The 26,109-nt window shown below is 71.2% G+C and carries 27 protein-coding genes; 11 read left to right on the forward strand and 16 right to left on the reverse strand.

Annotated elements, in window-relative coordinates; translation table 11 throughout:
- Positions 1-579 precede the first annotated feature (579 nt).
- The 3 genes from L6E12_RS24470 to L6E12_RS24480 form a co-directional block, all read right to left on the reverse strand.
- On the reverse strand, positions 580-1,272 hold the full coding sequence (locus L6E12_RS24470) for a dienelactone hydrolase family protein (RefSeq protein WP_236230273.1): 693 nt from the start codon (positions 1,270-1,272) through the stop codon (positions 580-582).
- Positions 1,273-1,527: 255 nt separating this feature from the next.
- Positions 1,528-3,732: a LuxR C-terminal-related transcriptional regulator gene (locus L6E12_RS24475; RefSeq protein WP_236230274.1), complete on the reverse strand. Its 2,205-nt coding sequence runs from the start codon at positions 3,730-3,732 to the stop codon at positions 1,528-1,530.
- A 9-nt stretch (positions 3,733-3,741) separates the two neighbouring features.
- A complete protein-coding gene (locus L6E12_RS24480; RefSeq protein WP_236230275.1) occupies positions 3,742-5,022 on the reverse strand; it encodes a thymidine phosphorylase in 1,281 nt (426 codons plus the stop codon).
- Between the two features lie 79 nt (positions 5,023-5,101).
- On the opposite strand from L6E12_RS24480, the gene L6E12_RS24485 reads away from it, so the two are divergent.
- Positions 5,102-5,602, forward strand: coding sequence for a hypothetical protein (locus L6E12_RS24485; protein ID WP_236230276.1), 501 nt, complete (start codon positions 5,102-5,104; stop codon positions 5,600-5,602).
- Here L6E12_RS24485 and L6E12_RS24490 read toward each other — a convergent pair.
- The 5 genes from L6E12_RS24490 to L6E12_RS24510 form a co-directional block, all read right to left on the reverse strand.
- The gene (locus tag L6E12_RS24490; RefSeq protein WP_236230277.1) at positions 5,599-5,988 is read right to left on the reverse strand and encodes a cytidine deaminase; all 390 of its coding nucleotides are present in this window, start codon (positions 5,986-5,988) and stop codon (positions 5,599-5,601) included. The two genes, L6E12_RS24485 and L6E12_RS24490, sit on opposite strands and share 4 nt — an antisense overlap.
- Complete coding sequence (locus L6E12_RS24495) at positions 5,985-7,241, reverse strand: ABC transporter permease (protein ID WP_236230278.1); 1,257 nt, start codon at positions 7,239-7,241, stop codon at positions 5,985-5,987. Before L6E12_RS24495 ends, L6E12_RS24490 begins: the two co-directional genes overlap by 4 nt.
- On the reverse strand, positions 7,238-8,356 hold the full coding sequence (locus L6E12_RS24500; RefSeq protein WP_236230279.1) for an ABC transporter permease: 1,119 nt from the start codon (positions 8,354-8,356) through the stop codon (positions 7,238-7,240). The genes L6E12_RS24495 and L6E12_RS24500 overlap by 4 nt, the downstream gene beginning before the upstream one ends.
- Positions 8,356-9,900, reverse strand: a complete 1,545-nt coding sequence (locus L6E12_RS24505) for an ABC transporter ATP-binding protein (protein WP_236230280.1) — start codon at positions 9,898-9,900, stop codon at positions 8,356-8,358. The genes L6E12_RS24500 and L6E12_RS24505 overlap by 1 nt, the downstream gene beginning before the upstream one ends.
- A gap of 102 nt (positions 9,901-10,002) precedes the next feature.
- A complete protein-coding gene (locus L6E12_RS24510) occupies positions 10,003-11,049 on the reverse strand; it encodes a BMP family protein (RefSeq protein WP_236230281.1) in 1,047 nt (348 codons plus the stop codon).
- A 525-nt stretch (positions 11,050-11,574) separates the two neighbouring features.
- On the opposite strand from L6E12_RS24510, the gene sdhC reads away from it, so the two are divergent.
- From sdhC to L6E12_RS24530, 4 genes are read left to right on the forward strand one after another with little or no spacing between them, the layout of a single operon-like run.
- Positions 11,575-12,006 (forward strand): succinate dehydrogenase, cytochrome b556 subunit, encoded by a 432-nt coding sequence (sdhC, locus tag L6E12_RS24515; protein ID WP_063935971.1) that lies wholly within the window; start codon positions 11,575-11,577, stop codon positions 12,004-12,006.
- Between the two features lie 2 nt (positions 12,007-12,008).
- Entirely contained in the window at positions 12,009-12,419 is a 411-nt protein-coding gene (locus L6E12_RS24520; RefSeq protein ID WP_035284676.1) for a succinate dehydrogenase hydrophobic membrane anchor subunit, read from the forward strand.
- Positions 12,420-12,471: 52 nt separating this feature from the next.
- Positions 12,472-14,223, forward strand: a complete 1,752-nt coding sequence (gene sdhA / locus L6E12_RS24525; RefSeq protein ID WP_236230282.1) for a succinate dehydrogenase flavoprotein subunit — start codon at positions 12,472-12,474, stop codon at positions 14,221-14,223.
- Entirely contained in the window at positions 14,223-15,005 is a 783-nt protein-coding gene (locus L6E12_RS24530) for a succinate dehydrogenase iron-sulfur subunit (protein ID WP_236230283.1), read from the forward strand. The genes sdhA and L6E12_RS24530 overlap by 1 nt, the downstream gene beginning before the upstream one ends.
- Positions 15,006-15,069: 64 nt before the next feature.
- Here L6E12_RS24530 and L6E12_RS24535 read toward each other — a convergent pair whose 3' ends face one another.
- Positions 15,070-15,801, reverse strand: coding sequence for a Clp protease N-terminal domain-containing protein (locus L6E12_RS24535; protein ID WP_236230284.1), 732 nt, complete (start codon positions 15,799-15,801; stop codon positions 15,070-15,072).
- Between the two features lie 138 nt (positions 15,802-15,939).
- Between L6E12_RS24535 and L6E12_RS24540 the strand changes: the two genes are divergently transcribed.
- Entirely contained in the window at positions 15,940-16,581 is a 642-nt protein-coding gene (locus L6E12_RS24540; protein ID WP_236230285.1) for a hypothetical protein, read from the forward strand.
- Between the two features lie 37 nt (positions 16,582-16,618).
- Here L6E12_RS24540 and L6E12_RS24545 read toward each other — a convergent pair whose 3' ends face one another.
- Complete coding sequence (locus tag L6E12_RS24545; protein ID WP_236230286.1) at positions 16,619-17,947, reverse strand: D-alanyl-D-alanine carboxypeptidase family protein; 1,329 nt, start codon at positions 17,945-17,947, stop codon at positions 16,619-16,621.
- Positions 17,948-18,075: 128 nt separating this feature from the next.
- On the opposite strand from L6E12_RS24545, the gene L6E12_RS24550 reads away from it, so the two are divergent.
- From L6E12_RS24550 to L6E12_RS24570, 5 genes are all read left to right on the forward strand, one after another.
- The gene (locus L6E12_RS24550) at positions 18,076-18,315 is read left to right on the forward strand and encodes an SCO4848 family membrane protein (protein ID WP_035284660.1); all 240 of its coding nucleotides are present in this window, start codon (positions 18,076-18,078) and stop codon (positions 18,313-18,315) included.
- A 116-nt stretch (positions 18,316-18,431) separates the two neighbouring features.
- Positions 18,432-18,767 (forward strand): DUF2568 domain-containing protein, encoded by a 336-nt coding sequence (locus L6E12_RS24555; protein WP_236230287.1) that lies wholly within the window; start codon positions 18,432-18,434, stop codon positions 18,765-18,767.
- A gap of 9 nt (positions 18,768-18,776) precedes the next feature.
- A complete protein-coding gene (locus L6E12_RS24560) occupies positions 18,777-19,952 on the forward strand; it encodes a trans-acting enoyl reductase family protein (RefSeq protein WP_236230288.1) in 1,176 nt (391 codons plus the stop codon).
- A gap of 394 nt (positions 19,953-20,346) precedes the next feature.
- Positions 20,347-20,640, forward strand: coding sequence for a hypothetical protein (locus L6E12_RS24565; protein WP_236230289.1), 294 nt, complete (start codon positions 20,347-20,349; stop codon positions 20,638-20,640).
- Positions 20,633-20,830: a hypothetical protein gene (locus L6E12_RS24570; RefSeq protein WP_236230290.1), complete on the forward strand. Its 198-nt coding sequence runs from the start codon at positions 20,633-20,635 to the stop codon at positions 20,828-20,830. Before L6E12_RS24565 ends, L6E12_RS24570 begins: the two co-directional genes overlap by 8 nt.
- Before the next feature lie 63 nt (positions 20,831-20,893).
- On the opposite strand, the gene L6E12_RS24575 is transcribed toward L6E12_RS24570, so the two are convergent.
- From L6E12_RS24575 to L6E12_RS24600, 6 genes are all read right to left on the reverse strand, one after another.
- Positions 20,894-21,919 (reverse strand): YhjD/YihY/BrkB family envelope integrity protein, encoded by a 1,026-nt coding sequence (locus tag L6E12_RS24575; RefSeq protein WP_236230291.1) that lies wholly within the window; start codon positions 21,917-21,919, stop codon positions 20,894-20,896.
- 63 nt (positions 21,920-21,982) lie between these two features.
- Entirely contained in the window at positions 21,983-23,020 is a 1,038-nt protein-coding gene (gene trpS, locus L6E12_RS24580) for a tryptophan--tRNA ligase (protein WP_236230292.1), read from the reverse strand.
- A gap of 42 nt (positions 23,021-23,062) precedes the next feature.
- On the reverse strand, positions 23,063-23,365 hold the full coding sequence (locus L6E12_RS24585; protein WP_236230293.1) for a hypothetical protein: 303 nt from the start codon (positions 23,363-23,365) through the stop codon (positions 23,063-23,065).
- A gap of 191 nt (positions 23,366-23,556) precedes the next feature.
- Positions 23,557-24,357 carry an exodeoxyribonuclease III gene (locus L6E12_RS24590; protein WP_236230294.1) on the reverse strand — a complete coding sequence of 267 codons (801 nt, stop codon included), beginning with the start codon at positions 24,355-24,357 and terminating at the stop codon, positions 23,557-23,559.
- A 22-nt stretch (positions 24,358-24,379) separates the two neighbouring features.
- The gene (locus L6E12_RS24595) at positions 24,380-24,694 is read right to left on the reverse strand and encodes an SH3 domain-containing protein (RefSeq protein ID WP_236230295.1); all 315 of its coding nucleotides are present in this window, start codon (positions 24,692-24,694) and stop codon (positions 24,380-24,382) included.
- 173 nt (positions 24,695-24,867) lie between these two features.
- The gene (locus L6E12_RS24600) at positions 24,868-26,085 is read right to left on the reverse strand and encodes an NADP-dependent isocitrate dehydrogenase (RefSeq protein WP_236230296.1); all 1,218 of its coding nucleotides are present in this window, start codon (positions 26,083-26,085) and stop codon (positions 24,868-24,870) included.
- Positions 26,086-26,109 lie beyond the last annotated feature (24 nt).

Raw genomic sequence — 26,109 nt, forward strand, 5'->3', positions numbered from 1 at the left:
CAAGTCCACAAAGGACCACCACGGCTTCGGCGCCGCCCCGAGCACCGCGGGCACAGCCACCAACCACCCCACCAACCGCGTGCCCGCTCGCCAACCACCAACCGGCGCCCCAGCGGCCCGCCACGCCGACCCCACCAAGCGCAGCCGCCAACCACCCCGAACCATCGGCCTGACGGCCAGCCACCCCAAACCCCACCGGGCGCAGCCGCCGACCACCCCTCAAACCGGCGGCCAAGCGGCCAGCCACGCGAACCTCACGGTGCGCAGCCGCCAACTCCCCATCAACCGCCGGCCTGGCGGCCAGCCACCCGCAACCCCGCCAGGCGCAGCAAAAGCCGACCACCCCACCAACCGCCGGCCCGGCTACGAAAAGGCCCGGGTGGGTGGATCTGCTTGGGTGGGGGAGCCGATCATGTGCAAGCCTGCTTGGGCTGTGGGGCATCCCTTCAGCCCCACTCGGTCACACTGGGCACATGATCGGCGTAGGGGCCCCGCCCAAGCAGATCCACCCACCCGGGCACGCCCCGAAAACTCCCGGGCTCTTGAACGGCAGGCGGGATCCACAGGGCGGGCAAGACCTCAGTCGGCGTAAGGGCAAGAGCACAGGAACCGAGACACCCCAGCAGGATCAGTGACGAACGGCGCGTACCGGCTGTCCCCGTCCAGGAACCGCTTCAGCCAAGACACCACCAACGCCCCGATCACCGGGTCCTCCCGGATGAACGCGAAGTGCCCCGCCCCCGTGACATCGGCGAAGGCCCGCTCACGCGCACCCGTCATGCTGTTGTAGAACGGCAGCGAGTGCGTGCCCACCGGCGCGATGGCGTCGGTCGTCCCGCCCACGATCAGCGTCGGCGTCCGGATGCCCGACCAGTTCTTCACCGCGTTCCACGGCGCGAGCGGCACCGCGGCCTTGAGCGTGGTCCGCGACGAGGCTGCCTGGAGCGCCCCGCCGCCGCCCATCGAGTGGCCGACGACGCCGAGCCGGGTGGTGTCCAGGCGTTGGCGGACCTGGGTGGGTGATCGCTCGGTCAAGTAGTCCAGCGCGGCCAGGAGTTGCCTGCCGCGGCCGGCGGGCTGGTCGTACAGCGAATTGGTGGTGATGGTGATGACCACGAAACCCTGTGACGCCAGTCGCGATCCCAGCCAGGCCACCGACGATTCCGGGCCGGTGTAGCCGGGGGACACCGCGACCCCGGCGAAGGTGCCCTTCGTGGTGTCGTTCGGGTAGTAGATGGTGCCCCCGCCGAAACCGGACACGGCTGCGGACACCTAATACGTCGAAAAGGCGAACGTCCCTCGGGGCGCCCGCACGCTGAACGCCGTCGGGTCGGGTCCGCGCTGGTAGGAGTCGGCGACGGCGACCTGGGCAGTCGGCGCGGCGCTCGCGGTCGGATTTGCGGAAGCGGTTCCCGCGCCCACGATGATCAAAACGGCGGGAATGGCGAGGGCAATTTTCTGACTGATTCTCATAGCTGTGGGACGCTACGTCCGGTCATGTGAATTCACACCTCCCGGCACAGGAAATCAGCGTGCCGGGGAAATGAACTGCGCGTGCGCCCAGGTGGTCACCTGGGTGCGGTTGCGCAACCCGAGCTTGGCCAGGATGCGCTGCACGTGCGTGTCGGCCGTGCGGGTGGAGATCACCAGCTTGGCCGCGATCTCCCGGTTGGTCAGCCCCTCGGCGACCAGTCCCGCCACCTGCGCCTCGCGCCGGGTGAGGGTGCCCGCGAGCCGCGGCGGGCCGCTCTCCCCCAGTGCGAACGGCCGGACCGCGTCGACCGGCAGCGCGTGCCCGTGGGCGTGGGCCTCGGCGAACCGCTGCTCGCCGAGGGCCGCGGTCGCCTCGGCCACGTGCGCGGTGTGCGGGCCCGCCAGCGACGCGGCCCGGCGCGGGGAGACGCCGACCAGTTCCCACAGGGTGGCCGCCGCGCCGAACAGCTCCGCCGCGCGCTCGGGGGCGCCGGAGCGGACCGCGACCCAGGCCAGTGCCTCCACGTGGTGCGCGCTGCCGAACAGGTTGTGGATGCCCGCGTCGGCGCGCAGCCCGGCGCGGCAGGCGCGCTCGGCGGCTCCGACGTCGCCGCAGAGCACCTCGACGACGGCCGTGCCGTAGTGGGCCATGCTCAGGTAGAAGGCGTCGTCGGCCAGGTCGACCGCCCGGTGCAGCACGCGCCTGCCGCCGTCGAGGTCGCCCTCGATCGCGGAGCACACGCCCAGGATGAACATCGGGTGCAGGGCGCGGCGGACGTCGTCGCCGACCCGCTCGACCACGGCCGCCGCCCGCCGCGCGCCCTCGGCGGAGTCGCCGCCGAGCATGGCCGCCAGCGCCCGGACGAACGCGGCGAAGTCGGTGTCGCCCGCTTCGGCGAGCCGGGCCGCGGTGGTGGCGGTGTCGTAGTGCCACAGCGCCGCCAGCGCGGCCACGCCCGCGGCGTGCGCCCGCTCGGGTCCCGGCCCGGGGACGGCGGCGAGGGCCCGGTCGAGCCAGCGGCGCAGCTCGGACACCGAACCGCGCAGGGTCCAGTACTCCTCGACCCTGGCGGCCATCCGCAGCGCCACCGGGGCCTCCCCCGGCTCGGTCAGCGACCACTCCAGGGCGGCTCGCAGGTTGGCGTGCTCGGCGCGCAGCGCGGCCACCCACCGCGCCTGCCGGGGGCCCGCCCAGTCCGCCTCGGCCGCGGCGGTCAGCCGGTCGTAGACGTCGCGGTGCCTGCGCGAGACCGCCGTCAGCTCACCGGCGGCCTCCAGTTCCTCCCGGCCGAACTCGCGGAGGGTTTCCAGCATCCGGTAGCGGACGTCGCCCGCGGTCTCCTCGCGCAGCAGCACCGACTTGTCCAGCAGGCCGTCGACCAGCCCCAGCACGGTCGCCTCGGTGCCCAGGTCGGCACAGACCGCCGTCGCGGCGGGCAGGTCGAACGAGCCCGCGAACACCGACACCCGCGCCCACAGCGCCCGTTCGGCGCCGGTGCACAGGTCGTGGCTCCAGGCGATGGTGGCGCGCAGGGTCTGCTGGCGGTCGGGTACGCCGCGGGTGGTGGAGGTGAGCAGCCGGTGGTCGAGCCGGTCGAGGATCTGCCGGGGTGCCAGCGAGCGGGCCCGGGCGGCGGCCAGCTCGATCGCCAGCGGCAGCCCGTCGAGCCGGGTGCACAGCCGGGCGACGTCGGCGGCGTTGCCTGCGGTGAGCGCGAAGCCCCGGTCGGCGCGCTCGACGAACAGCCGCACGCCGTCATAGGCCAACGGGTCGTAGGCCAGCGGGTCGGCGGTGCCGGGTTCGGCGGGCACCGGCAGCGGCGGCACCGGGAACACCCGCTCCCCCGGCACGCCGAGCGACTGCCTGCTGGTGGCGAGCACGACCACGCCGCGGCAGGCGGCCAGCACGGCGTGGGCGAACCGGGCCGCGGCCTCGACGAGGTGTTCGCAGTTGTCGAGCAGCAGCAGCACGTCGCTGCCCGCCAGGTGGTGCAGCACGGTGCGGGTGGCGTCCTGCCCGGGCCGGTCGTGCAGCCCGAACGCGCCCGCGACCGCGGCGGGCAGCAGGTCGGGGTCGCGCACGTCGGCAAGCGCGACGAAGACGGGGTCGTCCGCCCCGGCCACCGCGAGGGCGAGCCGGGTCTTGCCGACCCCGCCCGGTCCGGTCAGCGTCACCAGGCGGGCGTCGTCGAGCAGCCGCCGGACGGCGGCGGTCTCCGCGGCGCGGCCGAGGAAGCTGGTCAGCTCGACGGGCGGCATCCGACCACGCTAACCCCGCACGACCTCCAGGACCAGCGGGCCGCGGGTGGGCGCGGAGTCCGCCACGGACACCGCGCCCTCCAGCGCGGCGAGCGCGGCCGGGACCGCCTCGGGGGTGTCGGTGTGCAGTTCCAGCAACGGTTCCCCCGCCACGACCGGGTCGCCGGGCTTGGCCAGGCACAGGATTCCCGCGGCGGCCTGCACCGGGTCCTCCTTGCGCGCCCGCCCGGCCCCGAGCCGCCACGCCGCGACGCCCACGGCGTAGGCGTCGAGCCCGGTGAGCACACCGGTGGCGGGCGCGGGCACCACGTGGACGTGACCCGGTGCGGGCAGCGGCGCGTCCGGGTCGCCGCCCTGGGCCCGGATCATCCGCGCCCACACCTCGTAGGCCCGCCCGGAGGCCAGCACCCGCGCCGGGTCCACTTCGGGCAGACCGGCCAGTGCCAGCATCTCCCGGGCCAGCGCCACCGTCAGCTCGACGACGTCCTCGGGCCCGCCGCCGCGCAGCACCTCCACCGACTCGGCGACCTCGACGGCGTTGCCCACCGCGCGCCCCAGCGGCACGGACATGTCGGTCAGCAGCGCGGAGATCCGCAACCCCCGCGACACCCCGATCCCCACCAGGGCCCTGGCCAGGGCCCTGGCGTCGTCCACGGTCTTCATGAACGCCCCGGACCCGAACTTCACGTCGAGCACCAGCGCGTCCGCGCCCTCGGCGATCTTCTTGCTCATGATGGAACTGGCGATCAGCGGGATCGACTCGACGGTGCCGGTGACGTCGCGCAGCGCGTAGAGCTTGCGGTCGGCGGGCGCCAGGCCCTCGGTCGCCGCGCACACCACGGCGCCGACGTCCGCGAGCTGCGCCACGATCTCGTCGGTGCTGAGCCGCGCGCGCCAGCCGGGCACAGCCTCCAGCTTGTCCAGGGTCCCGCCGGTGTGCCCGAGCCCGCGCCCGGACAGCTGCGGCACGGCCGCCCCGCAGGCGGCGACCAGCGGCGCCAGCGGCAGCGTGATCTTGTCCCCGACCCCGCCGGTGGAGTGCTTGTCGACGGTCGGCCGGTCGGTGCGCAGGTCCAGCACCTCGCCGGAATCGACCATCGCGGCGGTCCACCTGGCGGTCTCGTCGGTGTCCATGCCGTTGAGGTAGACGGCCATGGCCAGCGCGGACATCTGCTCCTCGGCCACCACCCCGCGGGTGTAGGCGTCCACCACCCAGTCCACCTGGGCGTCGGTGAGCCGCAGCCCGTCCCGCTTGGCCCGGATGACCTCCACCGCACTGAACGGCTCCATCGGCGTCCCCTTCCGTCGGGGTCACGGTAGCGCTCAAAAGCGCGCATCCCCGCGCCCCGCCGTGCGCGACCCTGCAACGATGCGGCTCATCGGCGACCCCACCACCCTGGCGCTGGAGCTGTCGCCCCCGGACGAGGGCGACACCGGCCTGCGCACCGTCCGCGTGTTCGTCTGCGGCACCCTGGTGACCGACCAGAGCACCCAGTCCTACGTCCCCCAGCTGCTCCGGTCGCTGCACGCGGACACCCTCCGCGCCAGGGCCACCCCCGAAACCCCGGACGCCCGCCTCACCGGCACCCCGGAATCGGTGTTCCGGACCCTCCTGAGCGGTTCCCCCGCACTCACCGGACTCGACCACTGCCGGGCCTCGGCCTGCGCCCGCTTCCTCGACTGGGGCAGCCCCACCGACCACCTCTTGGCCTACCTGGTCCCCGGGCCCCGCCTGCTCTGCGCGCGCAGGGAGGGCGGCCGCATCCTGGCGACCGCCCTCCCCAAGCACCGGCTCATCACAACCCTGACCGACGCCGCGCGGGACCTGGAGACCAACTACACCGTCTTCCGGGACCGCACACGCCTCTAGGCGGGAAGCTGCGCGGGCCCGAACGCGTCCGGCAGGACCTCCGACATGGGCAGCGGCCCGCGCGGGGTGTCCACCAGGCACTCGGCGCCGCCCAGCTCGTGGATGATCTGCCGACACCGGCCGCACGGCATCAGCAGCTCACCGGCGCCGCTGCGGCAGGCGATGGCCACGAACCGGCCGCCGCCGGTCAGCGCGAGCTGACCCGCCAGCGCGCACTCGGCGCACAGGCCCACCCCGTACGCCGCGTTCTCCACGTTGCAGCCGGTGATCAGCCGCCCGTCGGAGACGATCGCCGCGGCCCCCACCTGCAAACCCGAGTACGGGCAGTACGCCAGCGCGGCGGCGGAGACGGCGGCGGCGCGGAGCGCTTCCCAGTCGACAGTCACTTGCCTTGGCCCTTCCGGTACGGCTCACCGGCCATCCGCGGCGGCCGGAGCCGCTGCGACGCCAGTCCGAGGACCAACAGGGTAACCACGTACGGCGCCGCGCCGACGAGCTCGGCCGGGACCTCGTCGCTGGCGAAGTACCAGTAGCCGAACAGCACGCCCAGCGCCGCGGCCACGGCCGAGAGCACGTGGTGCCCGGAGCGGTACTGCACGACCGCCACCACGACCAGCGCGATGCCCAGCAGCAACAGCAACGCGTGCACCGCCGTGGACCCGCGCAGCGCCAGCGCGTCGGTGTAGCCGAACAGCGACGCGCCGGTGGCCAGACCGCCGGGCCGCCAGTTGCCGAAGATCATCGCGGCGAGGCCGATGAAGCCGCGGCCACCGGTCTGCCCGTCGCGGAACTGCCCCGAGCTGACCGCCAGGAAGGCGCCGCCGAGCCCGGCGAAGCCGCCGGAGGCGATGACCGCGAGGTACTTGTACCGGTAGACGTCGACGCCCAGCGACTCCGCCGCGGTGGGCGCCTCGCCGCAGGAGCGCAGGCGCAGGCCGAACGGGGTGCGCCAGAGGACCCAGCCGGACCAGACGATGAGCAGCGCCGCCAGGACCGTCAGCAGCGACACCTCCGTCACCAGGCCGCGCAGCAGGCCCGCGACGTCGGAGACGAAGAACCAGTGCTTGCCCTCGACGGTGCCCAGCACGTCCGACAGGCCGGGGACGGTGATCTTGGGCGCGTCGGCGATCCGCGGGGACTGCTTCTGGCCGCCGCCGGGGGCGTCGGCGAAGTACAGCTTGGACAGGAACAGCGCCGCACCCGGGGCCAGCAGGTTGATCGCCACACCGGAGATGATGTGGTCGACGCCGAAGCTGACCGTGGCGACCGCGTGCAGCAGGCCGCCGACGACGCCGAGGAACAGGCCGAACGCCACCGCGGCCCACGGGCCCCACTGGTACCCGGCGTACCCGGCGCCGAAGGTGCCCAGCACCATCATGCCCTCAAGGCCGATGTTGACCACGCCGCCGCGCTCGGCCCACATGCCCGCCAGCGCGGCCATGGCCAGCGGGACCGCCGCGGTGAGCGCGGCCTGCACGGTGCCGCTGGAGGTCAGGTCGGTGGCGCCCGCGAGCACGCGCACCGCCGAGAGCACCAGCACGGCGGCCACGGCGATCAGGAAGTACACCCACGGCCTGATCTTCCTGGCACCCCTGACGGGCGACGCGTGCCGCGCGCCCGTGCTCGATCCGGCGGTCATGCGGACGCCTCCTCGGCGGTCTTGGTCCGGCCCAGGGCCGTGCCGACGTCGCGCTGCTCGGCGCGGACCCGGTAGCGGCGCACCAGCTCGTAGGCGACGACGACCGACAGCACGATGACACCCTGCATGATGCCGACGATCTCGCGCGGCACCCCGGCGACGTCGAGGGAGTTGGACGAGTTGTCCAGGAAGCCCCACAGCAGCGCGGCGAGCGCCATGCCGACGGGGTGGTTGCGGCCGAGCAGGGCGACCGCGATGCCGATGAAGCCGATGCCCGGCGGGAAGTCCAGCGAGTACGAGTACGACGACCCGAGCAACTGCGGCATCCCGACCAGGCCCGCGACCGCGCCGGAGAGCAGCATCGACACCAGGACCATCTTCTTCACGCTGACCCCGCTGGCCACCGCCGCCGACTCCGACAGGCCGGTGGCCTTCAGCTCGAAGCCGAAGCGGGTCCGCGCGAGCACGAACCAGTAGCCGAACCCGACCAGCGCGGCCAGGAACACCAGCCCGAACAGTTGCGACGAGGACCCGGGGATGTCCAGGCCCGCGACCTGCCCACCCTCGTCGATCGGCCGGGTGCCGATGTTGTTGGAGCCCGGTCGGTCCTCGGCGAGCCGGGCCGGGTTGAGCAGGTAGGACACCAGGTAGGTGGCGATGGCGTTGAGCATGATCGTGGAGATGACCTCGCTGACGCCGCGGGTGACCTTGAGCAGCGCGGCCACCCCCGCCCAGCCCGCGCCGACCAGCATGGCCGCCACGACGGTCAGGGCCACCCGCAGGAACGACGGCAGCCCCTCCATGAAGGTGGCGCCCGCCAGCGCGGCCGACAGCATCGCGGCGAGCCGGTACTGCCCGTCGACGCCGATGTTGAACAGCTTCATCTTGAAGCCGATCGCCACCGCCACCGCCGCCAGGTAGTAGGTGGTGGCGCTGTTGAGCGAGTTGACGAAGGTGCGCGGGCGCTGCGCGGCCGACACCATGGCGTCCACGGTGTCCAGCGGCGAGTGCCCGGTGACGCCGAGGATCACCGCGCAGACCAGCACGGCGAACGCGAGCGCGCCGAGCGGGGCGGCGAGCCCCAGCAGCAGCGAACGGGGTGAGAACCTGCCCATCAGTCTTCCCTCCCGGCGCCGGTCATCGCGGAGCCGAGCTGCTCCGGGGTCACGGTGGACGGGTCGTAGTCGGCGACGAGCCTGCCGCGCAAGATCACCGCGAGGGTGTCGGACATGCCGATCAGCTCGTCGAGGTCGGCGGAGATCAGCAGCACCGCCAGGTGCTCGGCGCGGGCGCGGCGGATGTGCTCCCAGATGGCCGCCTGCGCGCCGACGTCGACGCCCCGGGTGGGGTGCGAGGCGATCAGCAGCACCGGGTCGGCGCTCATCTCCCGGCCGACGATCAGCTTCTGCTGGTTGCCGCCGGACAGCGCGGAGGCGTGCACGCCGATGCCGGGGGTGCGCACGTCGTAGTCGCGCACGATCCGCTCGGTGTCGGCCTTGGCGCCCTTGATGTCGATCAGCGCGCCGCGGGAGCTGGGCTTGCGGGTCTGGTGGCCCAGCACCCGGTTCTCCCACAGCGTGGCCTCCAGCAGCACGCCCTGGCGGTGGCGGTCCTCGGGCACGTAGCCGATGCCCACCTCGCGCCGGTGCCTGGTGGAGGCCCTGGTGATGTCCTCCTCGCCGAGGCGCACGGTGCCCGCGGTGGGGGTGCGGATGCCCATCAGCGCCTCGACCAGCTCGGCCTGCCCGTTGCCCTCGACGCCCGCGATGCCCAGGACCTCGCCCGCGTGGATGGTGAAGGACAGGTCGTCGAGCACGGTGCGGCCGTCGGCGCCGGAGACGGTCAGGCCGGTCACGGTCAGCACGGGGCGGTCGGTGACGGTGGAGTCGCGCAGCTCGGGGACCGGCAGCGCGCTGCCGACCATCAGCTCGGCCAGTTGCCGGGAGGTGACCTCGCGCGGGGAGACGCTCGCGACGGTGGTGCCCCGGCGCATGACGGTGATGTCGTCGGCGACCGAGAGCACCTCGTCGAGCTTGTGCGAGATGAACACGATCGTCAGGCCCTCGGCCTTGAGCTCGCGCAGGTTGCCGAACAGCTCGTCGACCTCCTGCGGCACCAGGACGGCGGTCGGCTCGTCCAGGATCAGCGTGCGCGCCCCGCGGTAGAGGACCTTGAGGATCTCCACCCGCTGCCGCTCGCCGACACCGAGGTCGTCGACGACCCGGTCCGGGTCCACGTTGAGGCTGTAGGCGGCGGAGATCTCCCTGATCCGCTCGCGCGCGGCCCCGAAGTCCAGCCGGAGCCCGGCCCTGGGCTCGCTGCCCAGGACCACGTTCTCCAGCACGGTCAGGTTGTCGGCCAGCATGAAGTGCTGGTGCACCATGCCGATGCCCGCCCTGATCGCGTCGGCGGGCGAGCCGAACGCGGTGGGGACGCCGTCGATGAGGATCCGCCCCTCGTCCGGCTGCTGCATCCCGTAGAGGATCTTCATCAGGGTGGACTTGCCCGCGCCGTTCTCACCGACCAGGGCGTGCACGGTGCCCGGTCTGACGGTGACGTTGACGTCGGAGTTCGCTATCACGCCCGGGAAGCGCTTGGTGATCCCGGACAGCTCGACCGCCGGGGCGGGTTCGCCGCCCGCTGCTGGTTCGGTGGGCACGGGGGAATCCTTTGTCGGTGGTCGGTGGGGAGCCGAAAACGCGGGGACGGACCCGGGCGCGATGCCCGGGTCCGTCCGCACGAACCCTGTCGAGGTCGCCCGCTACTTGGTGGACGGGACCTTGATCTCGCCGGACGAGATCTTGGTCTTGTACTCGTCGATCTGGGCCTTGATGTCGTCGATCTTGCCGCCGGAGGTGGAGTAGTCGATGCCACCGGCCTTGAGGTCGTAGACCTTCTCGCCCGCGGTGAACTTGCCGTCCTTCACCGAGACGATGAAGTCGTAGACCGCGGTGTCCACCTTCTTGATCATGGAGGTCATGATCACGTCCTTGACGTCGGCCAGCGCCGGGAGGTTGTACTGGTCGGAGTCGACGCCGATGCCCAGCTTGCCCTTGGCCTTGGCGGCCTTGAAGACGCCGTTGCCGGAACCGCCCGCGGCGGCGTAGACGACGTCCACGCCCGCGTCGAACATGCCGTTCGCCGCGGTCTCGCCCTTGGCCGGGTCGTTGAAGCCGGTGAAGTCCGGCGGCTGGGTCAGGTACTTGACCTCGACGGTGGCGTCCGGCTTGGCGGCCTTGGCGCCCGCGGTGAAGCCGACCTCGAACTTCTGGATCAGCGGGGTGTTCACGCCACCGACGAAGCCGAGCTTGCCCGTCGTGCTCTTGAGCGCGGCGGCCACGCCGACCAGGAAGGAGCCCTCCTGCTCGGCGAACACCAGGTTCTCGATGTTGTCGCCCTTGGCGTCGGTGCTGTCGATCAGCGCGAACTTCACCTCGGCGTAGTCGGGGGCGACCTTGGCCAGGGCTTCGGCGTAGGCGTAGCCCACGGCGATGACGGTGGTGTAGCCGCCCTCGGCGAGCTGGCGCAGCCGGTCTTCCTTCTGCGCGCCGGTCTCACCCGCCGCGGCCTCGAGCTCCTTGATGTCGACGCCGAACTCGGACTTGGCCTTGTCGAGGCCGCGCGCCGCGGAGTCGTTGAAGGACTGGTCGCCCCGGCCGCCGATGTCGTAGGCCAGGCCGATCTTCAGCTCGGACGCGGGCGTGCTCGCCTGGGTGCCGCCGGAGCCGGACCCCGTGTCGGAGCCCCCGCACGCGGTCAGGCCGAGCCCCAGCGCGAGCGCGCCCGCGGCGAGACGAAGTCCTCGCATTCGACGCAAGGCTTTCTCCTTCCGGAATACATGCGCTTGGCGGTGGCCGAGCGCGATGGTTCCGCAGGAACGTACTCCCCGGTACCGGCCGGGCCCATGCGAACGCGAGGGCGTAACCCAATCGTTGATTCGTCGGAGCGGACCGTGGCCGAATGTGCCCATCCGCTCACTCGATCGAGTGGAAGTCCGGGGTGGACCTGGTGGAACCCCTATCAGTCGGCTGTGGACCACAAGGGGTTTCCCCCTACTCGCGAGTAGGTAAGACGATTCACCCGAAGTGATTACTCGTGCGAGTAAAGCGGTTCGGTCACGAAGGGGTTTCGGACCCGCCGGGTCACCATGACCGTCGTCACACCGAGGGGTCGCACACGCCCTGGGCCTGCGTGTCTTGTCCGTCACAGACCCCGGCGGCGGGTTGGGTGGGTTCCGCCGGACGGGTCTAGCATCCTGTGGGTCAAGGCCCGTTTACGTGTTGTCTTCCGCTCGGGCCCGTAGTCCACCAGCGACGTTGGAGGCCCTCCACCGATGACCGACTCGGCCATGGCTACCGAGCAGGTAGTGGCGCGCGGGTCCCGCAGCAACGGGACGCTCTACCGGGGAGACCCGGGCATGTGGTCATGGGTTGCCCACCGCATCACCGGGGTCCTGACCTTCTTCTTCCTGTTCGCGCACGTGCTCGACACCGCCCTGGTGCGGGTGTCGCCGAACGCGTACGACCAGGTCATCGAGACCTACAAGAGCCCGATCGTGAACCTGCTGGAGGTCGGCCTGGTGGGCGCGGTGCTCTACCACGCCCTCAACGGCATCCGGGTCATGCTCGTGGACTTCTGGGCCAAGGGCCCGAAGTACCAGAAGCCGATGCTCTGGACGCTCCTGGTCGTCTGGGTCCTGGTGATGGTCCCCGGCGCCTACTTCATGATGGTGCGCACGGTGTCCGAGATGTTCGGGGGAAGCTGACCATGACGCTCGCACTGGACAAGCCCCGCTCCCCGCGCCGCCCCGCGGCCCGGCGCAGCAACTTCGAACTGGCCAGCTGGCTGTTCATGCGCATCTCGGGCATCGCGCTGATCGTGCTGGTGCTCGGGCACCTGTTCATCATGAACATCCTCGACGGCGGCGTGCACCGGATCAACTTCGCCTTCGTCGCAGGCCGCTGGTCGAGCCCGTTCTGGCAGCTCTGGGACCTGTCGATGCTCTGGCTGGCCGAGATCCACGGCGGCAACGGCCTGCGCACGGTCATCAACGACTACGCGCGCAAGGACACCACCCGGTTCTGGCTCAAGGTCATGCTGTACGTCTCCATGGTGCTGATCCTGGCCCTGGGCACCTACGTCATCTTCACCTTCGACGCCACCATCCCCGCCGACTGATCGCCACCACCACCCCCTGTCCTGGATCCCTGCGGGAAGAAGCGGTTACGACATGCAGTTCCACAAATACGACGTGGTGATCGTCGGGGCCGGTGGCGCGGGTATGCGCGCGGCCATCGAGTCGGGCTCGCGGGCCCGCACGGCGGTGCTCACCAAGCTCTACCCGACCCGGTCGCACACCGGCGCGGCCCAGGGCGGCATGTGCGCCGCGCTGGCCAACGTCGAGGAGGACAACTGGGAGTGGCACACCTTCGACACGATCAAGGGCGGTGACTACCTGGTCGACCAGGACGCCGCCGAGATCATGGCGAAGGAGGCCATCGACGCCGTCCTCGACCTGGAGAAGATGGGCCTGCCGTTCAACCGGACGCCCGAGGGCCGCATCGACCAGCGCCGCTTCGGCGGGCACACCCGCAACCACGGCGAGGCCGCCGTGCGCCGGGCCTGCTACGCCGCGGACCGCACCGGCCACATGATCCTGCAGACGCTGTACCAGAACTGCGTCAAGCAGGGCATCGAGTTCTTCAACGAGTTCTACGTCCTCGACATCTGCATGACCGAGACGGAGAACGGCCCGGTCTGCACCGGCGCGGTCGCCTACGAGCTGGCCACCGGCGAGATCCACGTGTTCCAGGCCAAGGCCGTCGTGTTCGCCACCGGCGGCTTCGGCAAGGTCTTCAAGACCACCTCGAACGCGCACACCCTGACCGGCGACGGCATGGGCATCATCTTCCGCAAGGGCCTGCCGCTGGAGGACATGGAGTTCTACCAGTTCCACCCGACCGGCCTGGCGGGCCTGGGCATCCTGCTCACCGAGGGTGCCCGCGGCGAGGGCGCGATCCTGCGCAACGCCTCCGGCGAGCGGTTCATGGAGCGCTACGCCCCCACCATCAAGGACCTCGCCCCGCGCGACATCGTCGCCCGGTCGATGGCCCTGGAGGTGCTGGAGGGCCGCGGCGCCGGTCCGAACAAGGACTACGTGCTGCTCGACTGCACCCACCTGGGCGCGGAGGTCCTGGAGACCAAGCTGCCCGACATCACCGAGTTCGCCCGCACCTACCTGGCGGTCGACCCGGTGACCGAGCCGGTCCCGGTGTACCCGACGGCGCACTACGCCATGGGCGGCATCCCGACCAACGTCCACGGCGAGGCGCTGCGCGACAACGACAACGTCGTCCCCGGCCTGTACGCGGCGGGCGAGTGCGCGTGCGTGTCGGTGCACGGCGCGAACCGGCTGGGCACCAACTCGCTGCTGGACATCAACGTGTTCGGCCGCCGCGCGGGCATCGCCGCCGCCGAGTACGCGGTGGGCCGCGAGCACGTGGAACTGCCGGAGAACCCCACCACGGTGGTCGAGGAGCAGCTCGCGCTGCTGCTGTCGGAGCACGGCAAGGAGCGGGTGGCCGACATCCGCACCGAGCTGCAGGCCACGATGGACGCCAACGCGTCGGTGTACCGGACCGAGGAGACCCTCAAGCAGGCCCTGCACGACGTGCAGGCCCTCAAGGACCGGTACGCGCACATCACCGTGCAGGACAAGGGCAAGCGGTTCAACACCGACCTGCTGGAGGCCGTCGAGCTGGGCTTCCTGCTGGAGCTGGCCGAGTGCCTGGTCGTCGGCGCCCTGGAGCGCAAGGAGTCCCGCGGCGGCCACGCCCGCGAGGACTACCCCAACCGCGACGACACGAACTACATGCGCCACAGCATGTTCTACAAGCAGGGCGACGGGCTCAAGGGCGACATCCGGCTCGACTACAAGCCCGTGACCTTCACCCGGTACAAGCCGATGGAGCGCAAGTACTGATGACTGCCACCGTTTCCGAGGAGAAGGCGGGCTCCCGCGGCGACCTGCCCCCGGTGCCCGACGGCGCCGTGACCGTCACCCTCAAGATCCTGCGCTTCAACGCCGAGGTCGACTCCGAGCCGCGCTGGGAGTCGTTCAACGTCCCGGCCCTGCCCACCGACCGCGTGCTGAACCTGCTGCACTACGTCAAGTGGTACGTCGACGGCACGCTGACGTTCCGCCGCTCGTGCGCGCACGGCATCTGCGGCTCGGACGCCATGCAGATCAACGGCGTCAACCGCCTCGGCTGCAAGGTCCTGGTCAAGGACCTGATGTCCGGCAAGGGCAAGCAGACGACCATCACCGTGGCCCCGATCAAGGGCCTGCCGGTGCACAAGGACCTCCTGGTCGACATGGAACCGTTCATGGAGGCGTTCAAGGCGGTGAAGCCGTTCCTGATCACCTACGGGAACGAGCCCACCCGCGAGCGCATCCAGTCGGCCCACGACCGCGAGCGCTTCGACGACACCACCAAGTGCATCCTGTGCGCCTGCTGCACCACCTCGTGCCCGGTCTTCTGGAACGAGGGCAGCTACTTCGGCCCCGCGGCCATCGTCAACGCCCACCGCTTCATCTTCGACTCCCGCGACGAGGGCGCCGAAGAGCGGCTGGACATCCTGAACGACGCCGAAGGCGTCTGGCGCTGCCGCACCACGTTCAACTGCACGGACGCCTGCCCGCGCGGCATCCAGGTCACCAAGGCGATCCAAGAGGTCAAGCGGGCCCTGCTCTTCCGCCGCTGACCCCGGCGAGTTCCACCCGTGACAGCGGAGAAGGCCGTGGGGGTTCCCACGGCCTTCTCCGCTGTCACGCCTGCTTCTCCTGCGCGGCGACGATCGCCGCCAGCTTCTCCTGGATCAGCTCCTCCGCTGCGGCCTTGTCGACCCCGAGTCCGCTGAGCACCCCGTCGCCCGCCTCGAACTCCAGCAGGGCCAGCAGGATGTGCTCGGTGCCCACGTAGTTGTGCCCGAGCCGCAGGGCCTCGCGGAAGGTCAGCTCCAGGGCCTTCTTCGCCCCGCCGTCGAACGGGATCAGGGCCCCCACGCTCTCGGCCGGGCCGGGCAGCACCGCCACGGCCGCCTCCCGCACCTGCTCCGGCGTGATCCCCTGCGCCACGATCGCCGCCGCGCCGAGTCCCTCTGGTTCGGTCAGCAGCCCCAGCACCAGGTGGGCGGGCGCGATCTGGTCGTTCCCGTGCTCCTTGGCGGCGTTCTGCGAGCCCACCACCACGTTGCGCGCCCGGGGGGTGAACCGCTTGAACCCCTCGTTCGGGTCCATCCCCTCCTCGTCCCCCTTGGGCACGAACCGCTTCTGCGCCGCCTGCCGGGTCACCCCCATGCTCCTGCCGATCTCCGTCCACGACGCCCCCGAGCGCCGCGCTTGGTCCACGAAGTGGCCGATCAGGTGGTCGGCCACCTCGCCGAGGTGGTCCGCCGTCATCACGGCGGTGGATAGCTGTTCCAGCACCTCGGGGTGCACTTTCTTGATCGTTTCGATCAATTCGTCGAGCCGGATCGATGCCTTCACTGGTTCCGTCATGCCGTCAACCCTAGGTTGACACTCGCGCACTGTCAACCCTGGGTTGACGCCACTCTATCGAGTGAAGCCTCGCCATACACCCCATCGAGTCGGGCGCAGCCGACCAGGCTTCACCGGAACTCGACCGAGGGGGACTCGATGGGCAGACCCGACCAGCCACGCGGCGCAGACGGCCGCTGGATTCCCAGGGGCGGAGCGGGAGTCCTCGCCATCGGCGCGGTGGGCGCCCTGGTCCTCGGCGGCGGCCCGGGGGCGGGTGTCGGGGGGATGGGCACCGAAGTCGCCGGAACGGCCGACAGCGTGTCCGTGCAGGCCCGCAACACCAACCGCAGGAGCAAGTCCGACAGCGAGTGGAAGCGCCTACGCCTGCGCAAGGTCGGGGAAGACGTCGAGAACGCCCTGGACTGCGCCGCCAACTCCTACGGCCGGGTCCGGGACTTCTTCCTGCGCAACCCCTGCAAGTCCCTCGACCGCATGCTGATCACCCTCGCCGACCCGTCCGGCGGCACCTTCGTCGTCTCGGTCTCCTGGGTGCGGATGCGCGCGAAGAACGACGTGCACCCGCTGAAGGACCTCATCGACACCGACGGCACCGGCAGCGTCCACCCGCTCGGCTGGCCCCTGCTCAGGTCCCAGGGCGTCCGCTTCACCGGCACCCCGTTCCGCTCCCGCCCCACCGGCGACCACCTCGTCGTCGCCGAGGGCGCCGTGGTCTCGGGGAACCCGGACCCGGCGCTCTGCACCGCGTCCGTCGAGGCGGCGTCCCGACTGCCCGCGTAGCCGCCGCAGCCCGGCCGCGCCGCCTGGCGAGCCCGGCCTAGCTGTTGTTGGCCGCCATGCGGGCCTTGCGGGCGGCCTTGGCGCGCTGGTTGCGCAACCACATGACCGCCGCGCCCAGGATGGCCACGCCCGCCAGCGCCACCAGCGGCACGCCGTAGTTGCCGAACGCCGACCGGTCGGCGTCAGCGGTCACCGAGGAGGCGTTGGTGTTCGCCGGGTCGGATTCGGCCGGGTTGTCGGTCTCCAGACCGCCTTCCGGCTTCGGCTGGGCCTCCGGGGCCTTGTCTACGAGCTTGCCCACCGGCTCGGACTTCTCCTTCAAGAGGGCGAAGCCGTAGTCCAGGAGCTGGCTCGCCTGGTTGGGGAGCGGGTCCGGGTTCAGCTCGCCGCGCAGCAGCACGACCGCGAGGCGGTGGCCGTCGCGCTCGGCGGCGCCGAGGTAGGTGTGGCGGGCGTCGTCGGTGAAGCCGGTCTTGCCGCCGAGGAAGCCCTGGTACTTGCCCAGGAGGCGGTTGTCGTTGTTGACCTTGAAGGCCGGCTTGTTGCCGTAGCCGGGGAAGTCGATCGTCCTGGTGGCGACCGCCTCGGCGAACTCCCGGTGCTTCATGGCCGCGCGGAAGACCAGGCTCAGGTCGTAGGCGGAGGTGCTCATCCCGGGGCCGTCGAGGCCGGAGGGGGTGGCCGCGCGGGTGTCGAGGGCGCCCAGCTCCTCGGCGAGGGAGTTCATCTTCTCCAGCGCCTCGTCGACGCCGCCGAGCTTGACCGCGAGGGCGTGCGCCGCGTCGTTGCCGGAGCGCATGAGGAGGGCGAACAGCAGTTGGCGGACCGTGTACTGGCCGCCGGGGCCGATGCCGACCTTGGTGCCCTCCTGGTCGGCGTCGGCCTGGGTGCCGACGACGACCTCGTCGAGCCGCAGGTTGCGGATGACCACGACCCCCAGCAGCGCCTTGATCAGCGATGCGGGCCGCTCGCGGGCGTGCGGGTCCTTGGCGGCGATGACGTCGCCGGTGGTGAGGTCGGCGAGGACCCAGGACGCGGCGGTGACGTTGCCCGGCATGGCCGTCTTGGCACCCGTCGGGAACACCAGGCCGCACTCGCCCATCCGCGTGCCGCCCACCGGTTCGGCGGGCACCGGCAGCGGCGGCGGGGTGGTCTGGCCGGGCTTGGGTTCCTCGGAGGTGTCGATCGGCGCGGGTGGCCGGTCGTGGTTGGAGCACTGGGCGCTGCTGGTCTGCGCCGTCGGGGTGGCCTGGCCCTCGGTGGTCTGCTGGACCTTCCGGGGGCCGCGGGTGGACGCGGAGGCCCCCGGCGTCGCCATCAGCGCCGCCAGCACCAGGGTGCAGAGCGTCACGAGGAGAGCGGGCACGGACCTGCGGGCTGCGGAGCGCACACGAGCAGATTAAGGCCTGTCACGATCCGGGCACGATCCGGCCCGCTCCCCGCCCGCCAGGTGGTGCCGTCCGCGCTGGGTACCGGGGGTGTGAAGATGGCGCGGTGACGATGAGCCGCCGTGTCTCGCTGTTCCTGCTGGCCTTCGGCGTGTGGTCCTGGATCATCTGGCCCACCTTCCTCGGCAACATCTGGGCCGACGAGCGGTCCTTCGACCCGTCCGGCGCTCCGACCGGGTTCCTGGTGGTGCACGTCGTGCTCACCGCCGCGTCCCTGCTGTTCGGCACGACGATCGGCGTTCTCGGCTGGCGCGGCTTCGCCGCCACCCGGCGCAAGGCCGCCTGAATCCTCCAGTCGGTCCGCTTTCCGCCCAGGTCAGCGGGCCTGTGGACAACTTTTCGCGCCGATCGCCGGACCTCCCTACCCTGGATCGCACAAGGATTCGCAGGGGTTCAGGGGGGGTGATCGCGGTGCGTGGGCTGCAACTGCTCGTGGCCTTCTTCGTGGAGGTGCTGGCTTTCCTGGCCCTCGCCTGGTGGGGGTCGCGGGTGTCGTGGGTGCTGGGGGCGGTTGTCCTGGTGGTCGGGGCCTCGGTGTGGGCGTTGTTCCTGGCGCCCCGGCCGCGCCACCGATTACCGCGGTCCGCCCGGCTCGGCCTGCGGGCGCTGGTCTTCGCGGGTGCCGTGGTCGGCTTGGCCGCGTCCGAGTGGGCTGTCGGCGCGGTGGTGCTGGGCGCGGCGGCGGTGCTGGTGCTGGTCAGCGAGGTGGTGTGGCCGAGGTCGGTTACCCATGGGTAATGTCAGCCCATGCCCGAGGGTCGCAAGTACGACGTCGTCCTGTTCGGTGCCACCGGCTTCACCGGAGGCCTGACCGCCGAGTACCTGGCGCGCCACGCGCCCGCGAAGCTGCGCTGGGCGCTGGCGGGCCGCAACCAGGCCAAGCTGGCCGAGGTGCGGCTGCGGCTGGCCGCCATCGACCCGGTGCTGGCCGAGATGGACCTGCTCCCGGCCGACGTCACCGACTCGGCCTCGCTGCGGGCGGTTGCGGAGTCGGCGCGCGTGGTCATCACGACCGTCGGGCCCTACATCCACTACGGCGACCCGCTGGTCGGGGCGTGCGCGGAGGCGGGCACCGACTACGTCGACCTGACCGGCGAGCCGGAGTTCGTCGACCAGAGCTACCTGCTGCACCACGAGCGGGCGGTGCAGACCGGGGCCCGCATCGTGCACTGCTGCGGCTTCGACTCGATCCCGTACGACCTGGGGGTGCACTACACGGTCAAGCAGTTGCCCGAGGGCGTGCCGCTGCGCGTCGAGGGCTTCGTCCAGGCTGGCGGCACGGTCTCCGGTGGCACGTTCCAGACCGCCATCACCGCCTTCGGCCGGATGCGGTCGGCGGCGCGGGCGGCGGGCGAGCGGCGCAGGCGCGAGGGCAGGCCCGAGGGGCGGAAGGTGCGCGGCGTGCCCATGCGCCCCACCCGGGAGGGCTCCCTGGCGCTGTGGGGGATGCCCGCGCCCACGGTGGACCCGGTGGTCGTCCTGCGCTCGGCCCGGGCGCTGGAGCGCTACGGCCCGGACTTCACCTACGCCCACTACCTGGGTTTCAAGCGGCTGCCCGCGATGGTCGGCCTGGCGGTCGGGGTGGGGGCGCTGTTCGCCCTCGCCCAGGTCCCGCCCGCGCGCAACTGGCTCCTGGGCCGGATGTCGGCGGGTGACGGGCCGAGCGCCGAGCAGCGGGAGAAGTCGTGGTTCCGCGCCCGCTTCGTCGGCACCGGCGGTGGCAAGCGCGTGGTCACCGAGGTCTCCGGTGGTGACCCCGGCTACGGCGAGACGGCCAAGATGCTCGGCGAGTCGGCCCTGTGCCTGGCCTTCGACGAACTGCCCGCGTCCTCGGGGCAGGTGACCACGGCCGTCGCCATGGGCGACGCCCTCACCGACCGGCTGATCGCCGCGGGGATCAAGTTCGCCGTCGTCGAGGGCTGATCGGTCCGGCCACACCGGGCCACACCCGGCAACACCGTCTCAGCATCCGGCCTTTGTCTGCTTCCGGAGGGGATTCGCCGGTCGGGCGCGTTCTCGTCGACCGCGTGTGCGACCGGCTTTTCCACCCCTTCGCGGCAGAAAGTGATCCCGCCGGTCGCAAACCGACGTGGATTGCGCATACTCCGGCGGGTTCCGACTGCCCACGGGAGGTGCGGAGCGCGGTGCGATTCGGGCCGGTTTCACAGAATGAGGCGCCGAACGCCGGGTTCGCCGGGAAAGCGCGCTCGGTTCTTCCGGTCGGATGGGCTGGGTACCGAAACAGTCGCCCATGAGTCCACAATGGTTCCACCCGTATCCGTAACTGAAATGCGTGCACCGTTGGCACAGTTGCGCCATGAGCTTCAAGGGCCTCACACACCCTTACGACGGCAGCCGGGCGTGCTCCCGGATCTACCTCTTCGGCCACACGTTCCGCTGGGCCAAGGGAGACCGGTACGTCGCGGTCATGCGCGGGACCTGCGTGGAGCAGCGGCGGTTCCTGATCATCGAGGACCGGCTGCGGCCGCCGGTGCTGGAGGGACCGCAGCCGCTGGTCGACGCGATCCCGGCCACCCACGGGGACTGGTCGGACACCGACCTGCTGCGCAGCATGGCCGAGAACTGGGCGCGGCGGTGCGGCCGTGCCTGACCACCTCTCCCTGGAGCAGACCGACCTGGTGACCGCGCTGGTGCGGCTGCGGGACAAGACCGGCGAACTGGTCGTGCGGGCGACCACCGAGGGGCCGTCGGGCTGCCCGTGGCTGGAACTGGCGGACATCCTCGACACCGCCGCCCGGCTGTGCCGCAACCAGGTGGTCGTCGACGTGACAGTCGACTGAGGACGTCCACAGTGGAATCCGGTCGCGCCGACCGGGGGCGGCGGCGCGAACCCGGGCGGGCGGCTACTTCCGGCGGCGCCAGAGCAGGGCCAGACCCGCCCCCACACCGACCAGCCCGAGCGCCTGGCCGGTCTTCGGGCGGCCCGCGACCTCGACCACCGGGCGGATCACCGCGGGCGCGGGCGGCTGGATCGGCTCGGGGACGACGTTCTCCTTGGCCGTGGCCGTCCACGCGGTGATGAACAGCAGGAACCGCGACACCAGGTTGGCGAACACCAGCAGACCCACGATCGGCCCGACCAGCGCGCCGAGCGGGCCGCCGAGCACGGTGCTCAGGTAGAGGGTCCCGACGAGCTTGAGGACCTCGAACCCGACCGCCGCCGCGGCGGCGCCGCGCACCGCGCTCTTCACGCTCACCTGCCTGCGCGGCAGCCGGGCGATCACCCAGAGGAACACCAGCCAGTTCGCGCCGAGCGAGAGCGCGGTGGTGACGACGAACAGCAGCACCCGCGCCACGGTCGACCCGCTCAGCCCCACCAGGTCGAGCAGCGTGTCCGCCAGGCCGCTGCCGACGGCGCTGAGGCCGAACGAGACGGCCAGCGCGGCGCCGAGGCCGAGCAGCGACAGCAGGTCGACCAGGAGGCCGCGCAGGAACGGCGGCGACTCCAGCTTGTGGCCCCACTGGGCGGTGAGCGCGTCGCGGAGGTTGCTCATCCAGCCGAGGCCGGTGTACGCGGCGGTGACCAGGCCGATGACGCCGACCTTGCCGCGCTCCTCGATGGCGGTGTCGACCAGGGTGTCGATCAGGTCCTTGAGGTTGGGCGGGGCCGCCTCGGAGATGCTCTCCTGGAAGCTCGCCAGCGTGGAGGGCTCCCCGGCGAGCACGAAGCCGAGCACCGCGAAGCCGACCAGCAGCAGCGGGAACAGCGACAGCACGCTGAAGTAGGTGATCGACGCGGCGAAGTGGTTGCCGTACCGCTCGGTGAAGGCGTTGTAGGCCCGGACCAGGTGGTCGATCCCGGGGCGGGCCCGCAGCCGGGCGAGCTTGGTTTCCGGCTTGTCGGCGGTCTTCCCCGCGCTTTCGGTCACCACCGGAAATCTATTGCCGGAATGGCCCACCCGCAACGCGAAATGAATTCACACGAGCCCGCTTCACGGTCGGGCGAGGAATCCCACCCGGTCGTACACCCGGCTCAGCGTCGCCGCGGCCACCTCGCGGGCCCGGTCGGCACCCCTGGCCAGGATGCGGTCCAGCTCGGCCGGATCGTCCAGGTAGGACTGGACCTGGTCGCGGACCGGCGTGGTGAAGTCGGCGACGACCTCGCCCAACTCCTTCTTCAGGTCGCCGTAACCCCGGCCCTCGAAGGAGTTCTGCAGGTCCTCGACCGTGCGACCGGTCAGCGCGGAGAAGATCGACAGCAGGTTCGACACACCCGGCTTGTTCTCCGGGTCGTAGACGACCTCGCGCCCGGTGTCGGTGACCGCGGACCGGATCTTCTTCGCCGAGACCTTCGGGTCGTCGAGCAGCTCGATGATCCCCGACGGCGCCGACGCCGACTTGCTCATCTTCGCGCCGGGTTCCTGCAGGTCGTAGATCTTGGCCGTGCCCTTGAGGATGTAGGGCTCCGGCGGGAGGAACGTCTTGCCGAAGCGGCTGTTGAACCGCTGCGCCAGGTCCCGGGTCAGCTCCAGGTGCTGGCGCTGGTCCTCGCCGACGGGCACGTACTGCGGCCGGTAGAGCAGGATGTCGGCGGCCTGCAGGATCGGGTAGGTCAGCAGCCCGACGCTGACCGCCTCCTGCTTCGCCGACTTGTCCTTGAACTGCGTCATCCGCCCGGCCTCGCCGAACCCGGTGAGGCACTGGAGCACCCAGCCCAGCTCCGCGTGCTCGGGGACCTGGCTCTGCACGAACATCGTGGTGCGCTCGGGGTCGAGCCCCAGCGCGAGGACCTGCGCGGCGGAGACCCGGGTGCGCTTGCGCAGCTGCTTCGGGTTCTGCTCCACGGTGATCGCGTGCAGGTCGGCGATGAAGTAGAAGGCGTCGTGCTCGTCCTGCAGGGAAACCCACTGCCGGACCGCGCCGAGGTAGTTGCCGAGGTGGAACGAGTCCGCTGTCGGCTGGATGCCCGACAGGACGCGCGGCTTGCGCTCGGGGGTGCTCTGCGCGGGGGTGCTCTGCTCGGTCGACACGCGTGGATCCTCCCAGTACCCGCTCGCGGGACCGAACGCGGTCTAGCGGTCGGCGGGCTCGACCGCGACGCGCGGGACGGGCACGGTCAGCGGCACGACGACCTGCTCGACGCGCGCGTTGGCGGCGATCACCGGGGCCTTCTTGCGGCGCAGCAGCCCGACGACGATCCCGCCGACCCCTACCACCACGGCGCCGATGCCCACGGTGCCGATCGGCATCCCGACCGCACTCTGCACCGGCACGGACTCGGCGACCGCGGCGTTCGCGCCGAGCACCATCAGTGCCGACGTCACGCCCGCGGTGCAGGCCACCCGGCCACCCAGGGTCTTCCGTGATGCTGACAAAGCCGAACCGTCCCTCGATTGGGTTAAACCCACTTGCGGACCAGGAAGAAACTACCGAGTGTGTCAACCCCGCGCGGTGTGGGTATCACTATCGGATGTCTCCGGACCCTAGCGCTCGCCTAATGGCGTAGTGGGTCCGGGGTGGCCGTCACCACACCCACAGCGTGCGGCCGACCGCTCAGCGTCACGGTTCAGCGGCTGTAGACCACCGTCAGCGGGGCGTGGTCGGACCAGCGCTCGTCGTAGGTGGCGGCGCGCTCCACCTCGGCGGACCTGGCGCGGACGGCGAGGCCCGGGGTGGCCACCTGGTAGTCGATGCGCCAGCCGGAGTCGTTGTCGTACGCCTTGCCCCGGTAGGACCACCACGTGTACGGCCCGGGGCCGTCCGGGTGCAGCAGCCGCTGCACGTCGCGGTAGCCCGCCTCGTCGAACACCCGGCCCATCCACGCCCGCTCGCCCGGGGTGAAGCCGGAGTTCTTGCGGTTGGACTTCCAGGCCTTGAGGTCGATCTCCTGGTGGGCGATGTTCCAGTCGCCGCAGATCAGCACGTCGCAAGCGCTTGCCGCGGCCTTGTCGCGCAGCTCGACCAAGTACGGCAGGAAGGTCGCCATGAAGCGCTCCTTCTGCTCTTGTCGCAGCGTGCCGACCTCGCCGCTGGGCAGGTACAGGCTGCCGACCACCAGGCCGGGGAACCACGCCTCGACGTAGCGGCCGCTCGCCTCGAACTCCGGCACCCCGAAGCCGACCCTGGTGGCCGTGGGCTCCGCCCGGGAGTAGATCGCCACCCCGCTGCGCCCGCGCAGCAGCCGGGACTCGGCGTGCACCGCGTGCCAGCCCGGTGGGGAGGCCAGCTCCTCCGGCAGGTCGGCCGGGTCCGCGCGCACCTCCTGCAGGCACACGACGTCGGCTTCGGTGGCGTCGAGCCACTCGGTGAAGCCCTTCTTCGCCGCCGCGCGCAGCCCGTTCACATTGACCGTGGAGACCGTCGTCACGCCGACAGCCTAATGGCGCCCCTCAGCCGCAGTCGCGGCCCGCCATCGGCTTGAGGAACTCCGACGAGGCCCACCGGTTGTCACCGAGCTGCCGGAAGCCGTTCTGCACGGTCTTGCCCGCGTCGGACTCGGCGCCCAGCTTGAACTTGCCCACCACCTCGGCGCCGCCGTCCGGGGCGACCCGCACGTTGAGCACGTCGGCGGTCACCTCCACCCGGCAGGTCGTGTCGGTCTGCCCCGTCTCCGTGCTGCCCGGCGGTGCCTGGCTCGACGAGTACACGACGATGACGGCCAGGATTCCGCCGCCGATGAGCAAAGTCCGCTTCGGCAGGACCACGTCGCACACTCCCCACACCAGGTCTGCAAGTCCGTGCCCACGGTCGCGCACCGACCCCGCCGCGCGCCAGTCCCCGTCCGCCGAACCACCCGCAGGGGCCAACCCGGCGTCACGAAGCGTGAAGGCCCCCGCCGCGGTGCGGCGGGGGCCTCACGAGCGAGCGGGCCGGTCGGTCAGGCCATCTTCTTCTGCAGGTTCTCGTCCAGGGTGCCGAGGAACTCCTCGGTGGTCTGGAACGCCTGGTCCTTGCCGATCAGCAGGGCCAGGTCCTTGGTCATCTTGCCGCTCTCGACGGTCTCGACGACGACCTGCTCCAGCGACTCGGCGAAGCCGATCACCTCGGGGGTGCTGTCGAGCTTGCCGCGGTGGGCCAGGCCCCGGGTCCAGGCGTAGATGGACGCGATCGGGTTGGTCGAGGTCGGCTTGCCCGCCTGGTGCTGGCGGTAGTGCCGGGTGACCGTGCCGTGCGCGGCCTCGGCCTCGACGGTGCGGCCGTCCGGGGTGGACAGCACCGAGGTCATCAGGCCCAGCGAGCCGAAGCCCTGCGCCACGGTGTCGGACTGCACGTCGCCGTCGTAGTTCTTGCAGGCCCAGACGTAGCCGCCCTCCCACTTCATCGCCGCGGCGACCATGTCGTCGATCAGGCGGTGCTCGTAGGTGAGGCCCTTGGCGTCGAAGTCGGCCTTGAACTCCTCCTCGTAGATGCGCTGGAAGATGTCCTTGAAGGCACCGTCGTACGCCTTGAGGATGGTGTTCTTGGTCGACATGTAGACCGGGTACTCGCGCTGCAGGCCGTAGGACAGCGAGGCGCGGGCGAAGTCCTCGATGGACTTGGTGAAGTTGTACATGCCCATCGCCACGCCGCCGTCGGCGCCGTAGTTGGCCACGACGTGCTGGATCGGCTCGGAGCCGTCCTCCGGGGTGAAGGTGATGGTCAGCTCACCGGCGCCGGGGACCTTGAAGTTGGTGGCCTTGTACTGGTCGCCGTGGGCGTGGCGGCCGATGATGATCGGCTTGGTCCAGCCCGGCACCAGCCGCGGGATGTTGGAGATGATGATCGGCTCGCGGAACACCACGCCGCCGAGGATGTTGCGGATCGTGCCGTTGGGCGAGACCCACATCTTCTTGAGGCCGAACTCCTCGACCCGCGCCTCGTCCGGGGTGATGGTGGCGCACTTGACGCCGACGCCGTGCTTCTTGATGGCGTTGGCGGAGTCGATGGTGACCTGGTCGTCGGTGGCGTCGCGGTGCTCGATGCCCAGGTCGTAGTACTCGAGGTCGACGTCCAGGTAGGGGTGGATCAGCTTGTCCTTGATGAACTGCCAGATGATGCGGGTCATCTCGTCGCCGTCGAGTTCGACGACCTTCCCCTGGACCTTGATCTTGGCCATGAGCCGCGGTGCTCCTCTCGCCCT

It is taken from the genome of Actinokineospora sp. PR83, assembly GCF_021056305.1.
Classification (GTDB): Bacteria; Actinomycetota; Actinomycetes; order Mycobacteriales; family Pseudonocardiaceae; genus Actinokineospora; species Actinokineospora spheciospongiae.

Bases quoted from the DNA above. Each gene is read 5' to 3' on its own strand.
- L6E12_RS24475 (WP_236230274.1), bottom strand. From the start codon at position 3,732: ATGCCGCCCGTCGAGCTGACCAGCTTCCTCGGCCGCGCCGCGGAGACC.
- L6E12_RS24480 (WP_236230275.1), bottom strand. From the start codon at position 5,022: ATGGAGCCGTTCAGTGCGGTGGAGGTCATCCGGGCCAAGCGGGACGGG.
- L6E12_RS24485 (WP_236230276.1), top strand. From the start codon at position 5,102: ATGCGGCTCATCGGCGACCCCACCACCCTGGCGCTGGAGCTGTCGCCC.
- L6E12_RS24495 (WP_236230278.1), bottom strand. From the start codon at position 7,241: ATGACCGCCGGATCGAGCACGGGCGCGCGGCACGCGTCGCCCGTCAGG.
- L6E12_RS24500 (WP_236230279.1), bottom strand. From the start codon at position 8,356: ATGGGCAGGTTCTCACCCCGTTCGCTGCTGCTGGGGCTCGCCGCCCCG.
- L6E12_RS24510 (WP_236230281.1), bottom strand. From the start codon at position 11,049: ATGCGAGGACTTCGTCTCGCCGCGGGCGCGCTCGCGCTGGGGCTCGGC.
- sdhC (WP_063935971.1), top strand. From the start codon at position 11,575: ATGACCGACTCGGCCATGGCTACCGAGCAGGTAGTGGCGCGCGGGTCC.
- L6E12_RS24520 (WP_035284676.1), top strand. From the start codon at position 12,009: ATGACGCTCGCACTGGACAAGCCCCGCTCCCCGCGCCGCCCCGCGGCC.
- sdhA (WP_236230282.1), top strand. From the start codon at position 12,472: ATGCAGTTCCACAAATACGACGTGGTGATCGTCGGGGCCGGTGGCGCG.
- L6E12_RS24530 (WP_236230283.1), top strand. From the start codon at position 14,223: ATGACTGCCACCGTTTCCGAGGAGAAGGCGGGCTCCCGCGGCGACCTG.
- L6E12_RS24535 (WP_236230284.1), bottom strand. From the start codon at position 15,801: ATGACGGAACCAGTGAAGGCATCGATCCGGCTCGACGAATTGATCGAA.
- L6E12_RS24540 (WP_236230285.1), top strand. From the start codon at position 15,940: ATGGGCAGACCCGACCAGCCACGCGGCGCAGACGGCCGCTGGATTCCC.
- L6E12_RS24560 (WP_236230288.1), top strand. From the start codon at position 18,777: ATGCCCGAGGGTCGCAAGTACGACGTCGTCCTGTTCGGTGCCACCGGC.
- L6E12_RS24565 (WP_236230289.1), top strand. From the start codon at position 20,347: ATGAGCTTCAAGGGCCTCACACACCCTTACGACGGCAGCCGGGCGTGC.
- L6E12_RS24600 (WP_236230296.1), bottom strand. From the start codon at position 26,085: ATGGCCAAGATCAAGGTCCAGGGGAAGGTCGTCGAACTCGACGGCGAC.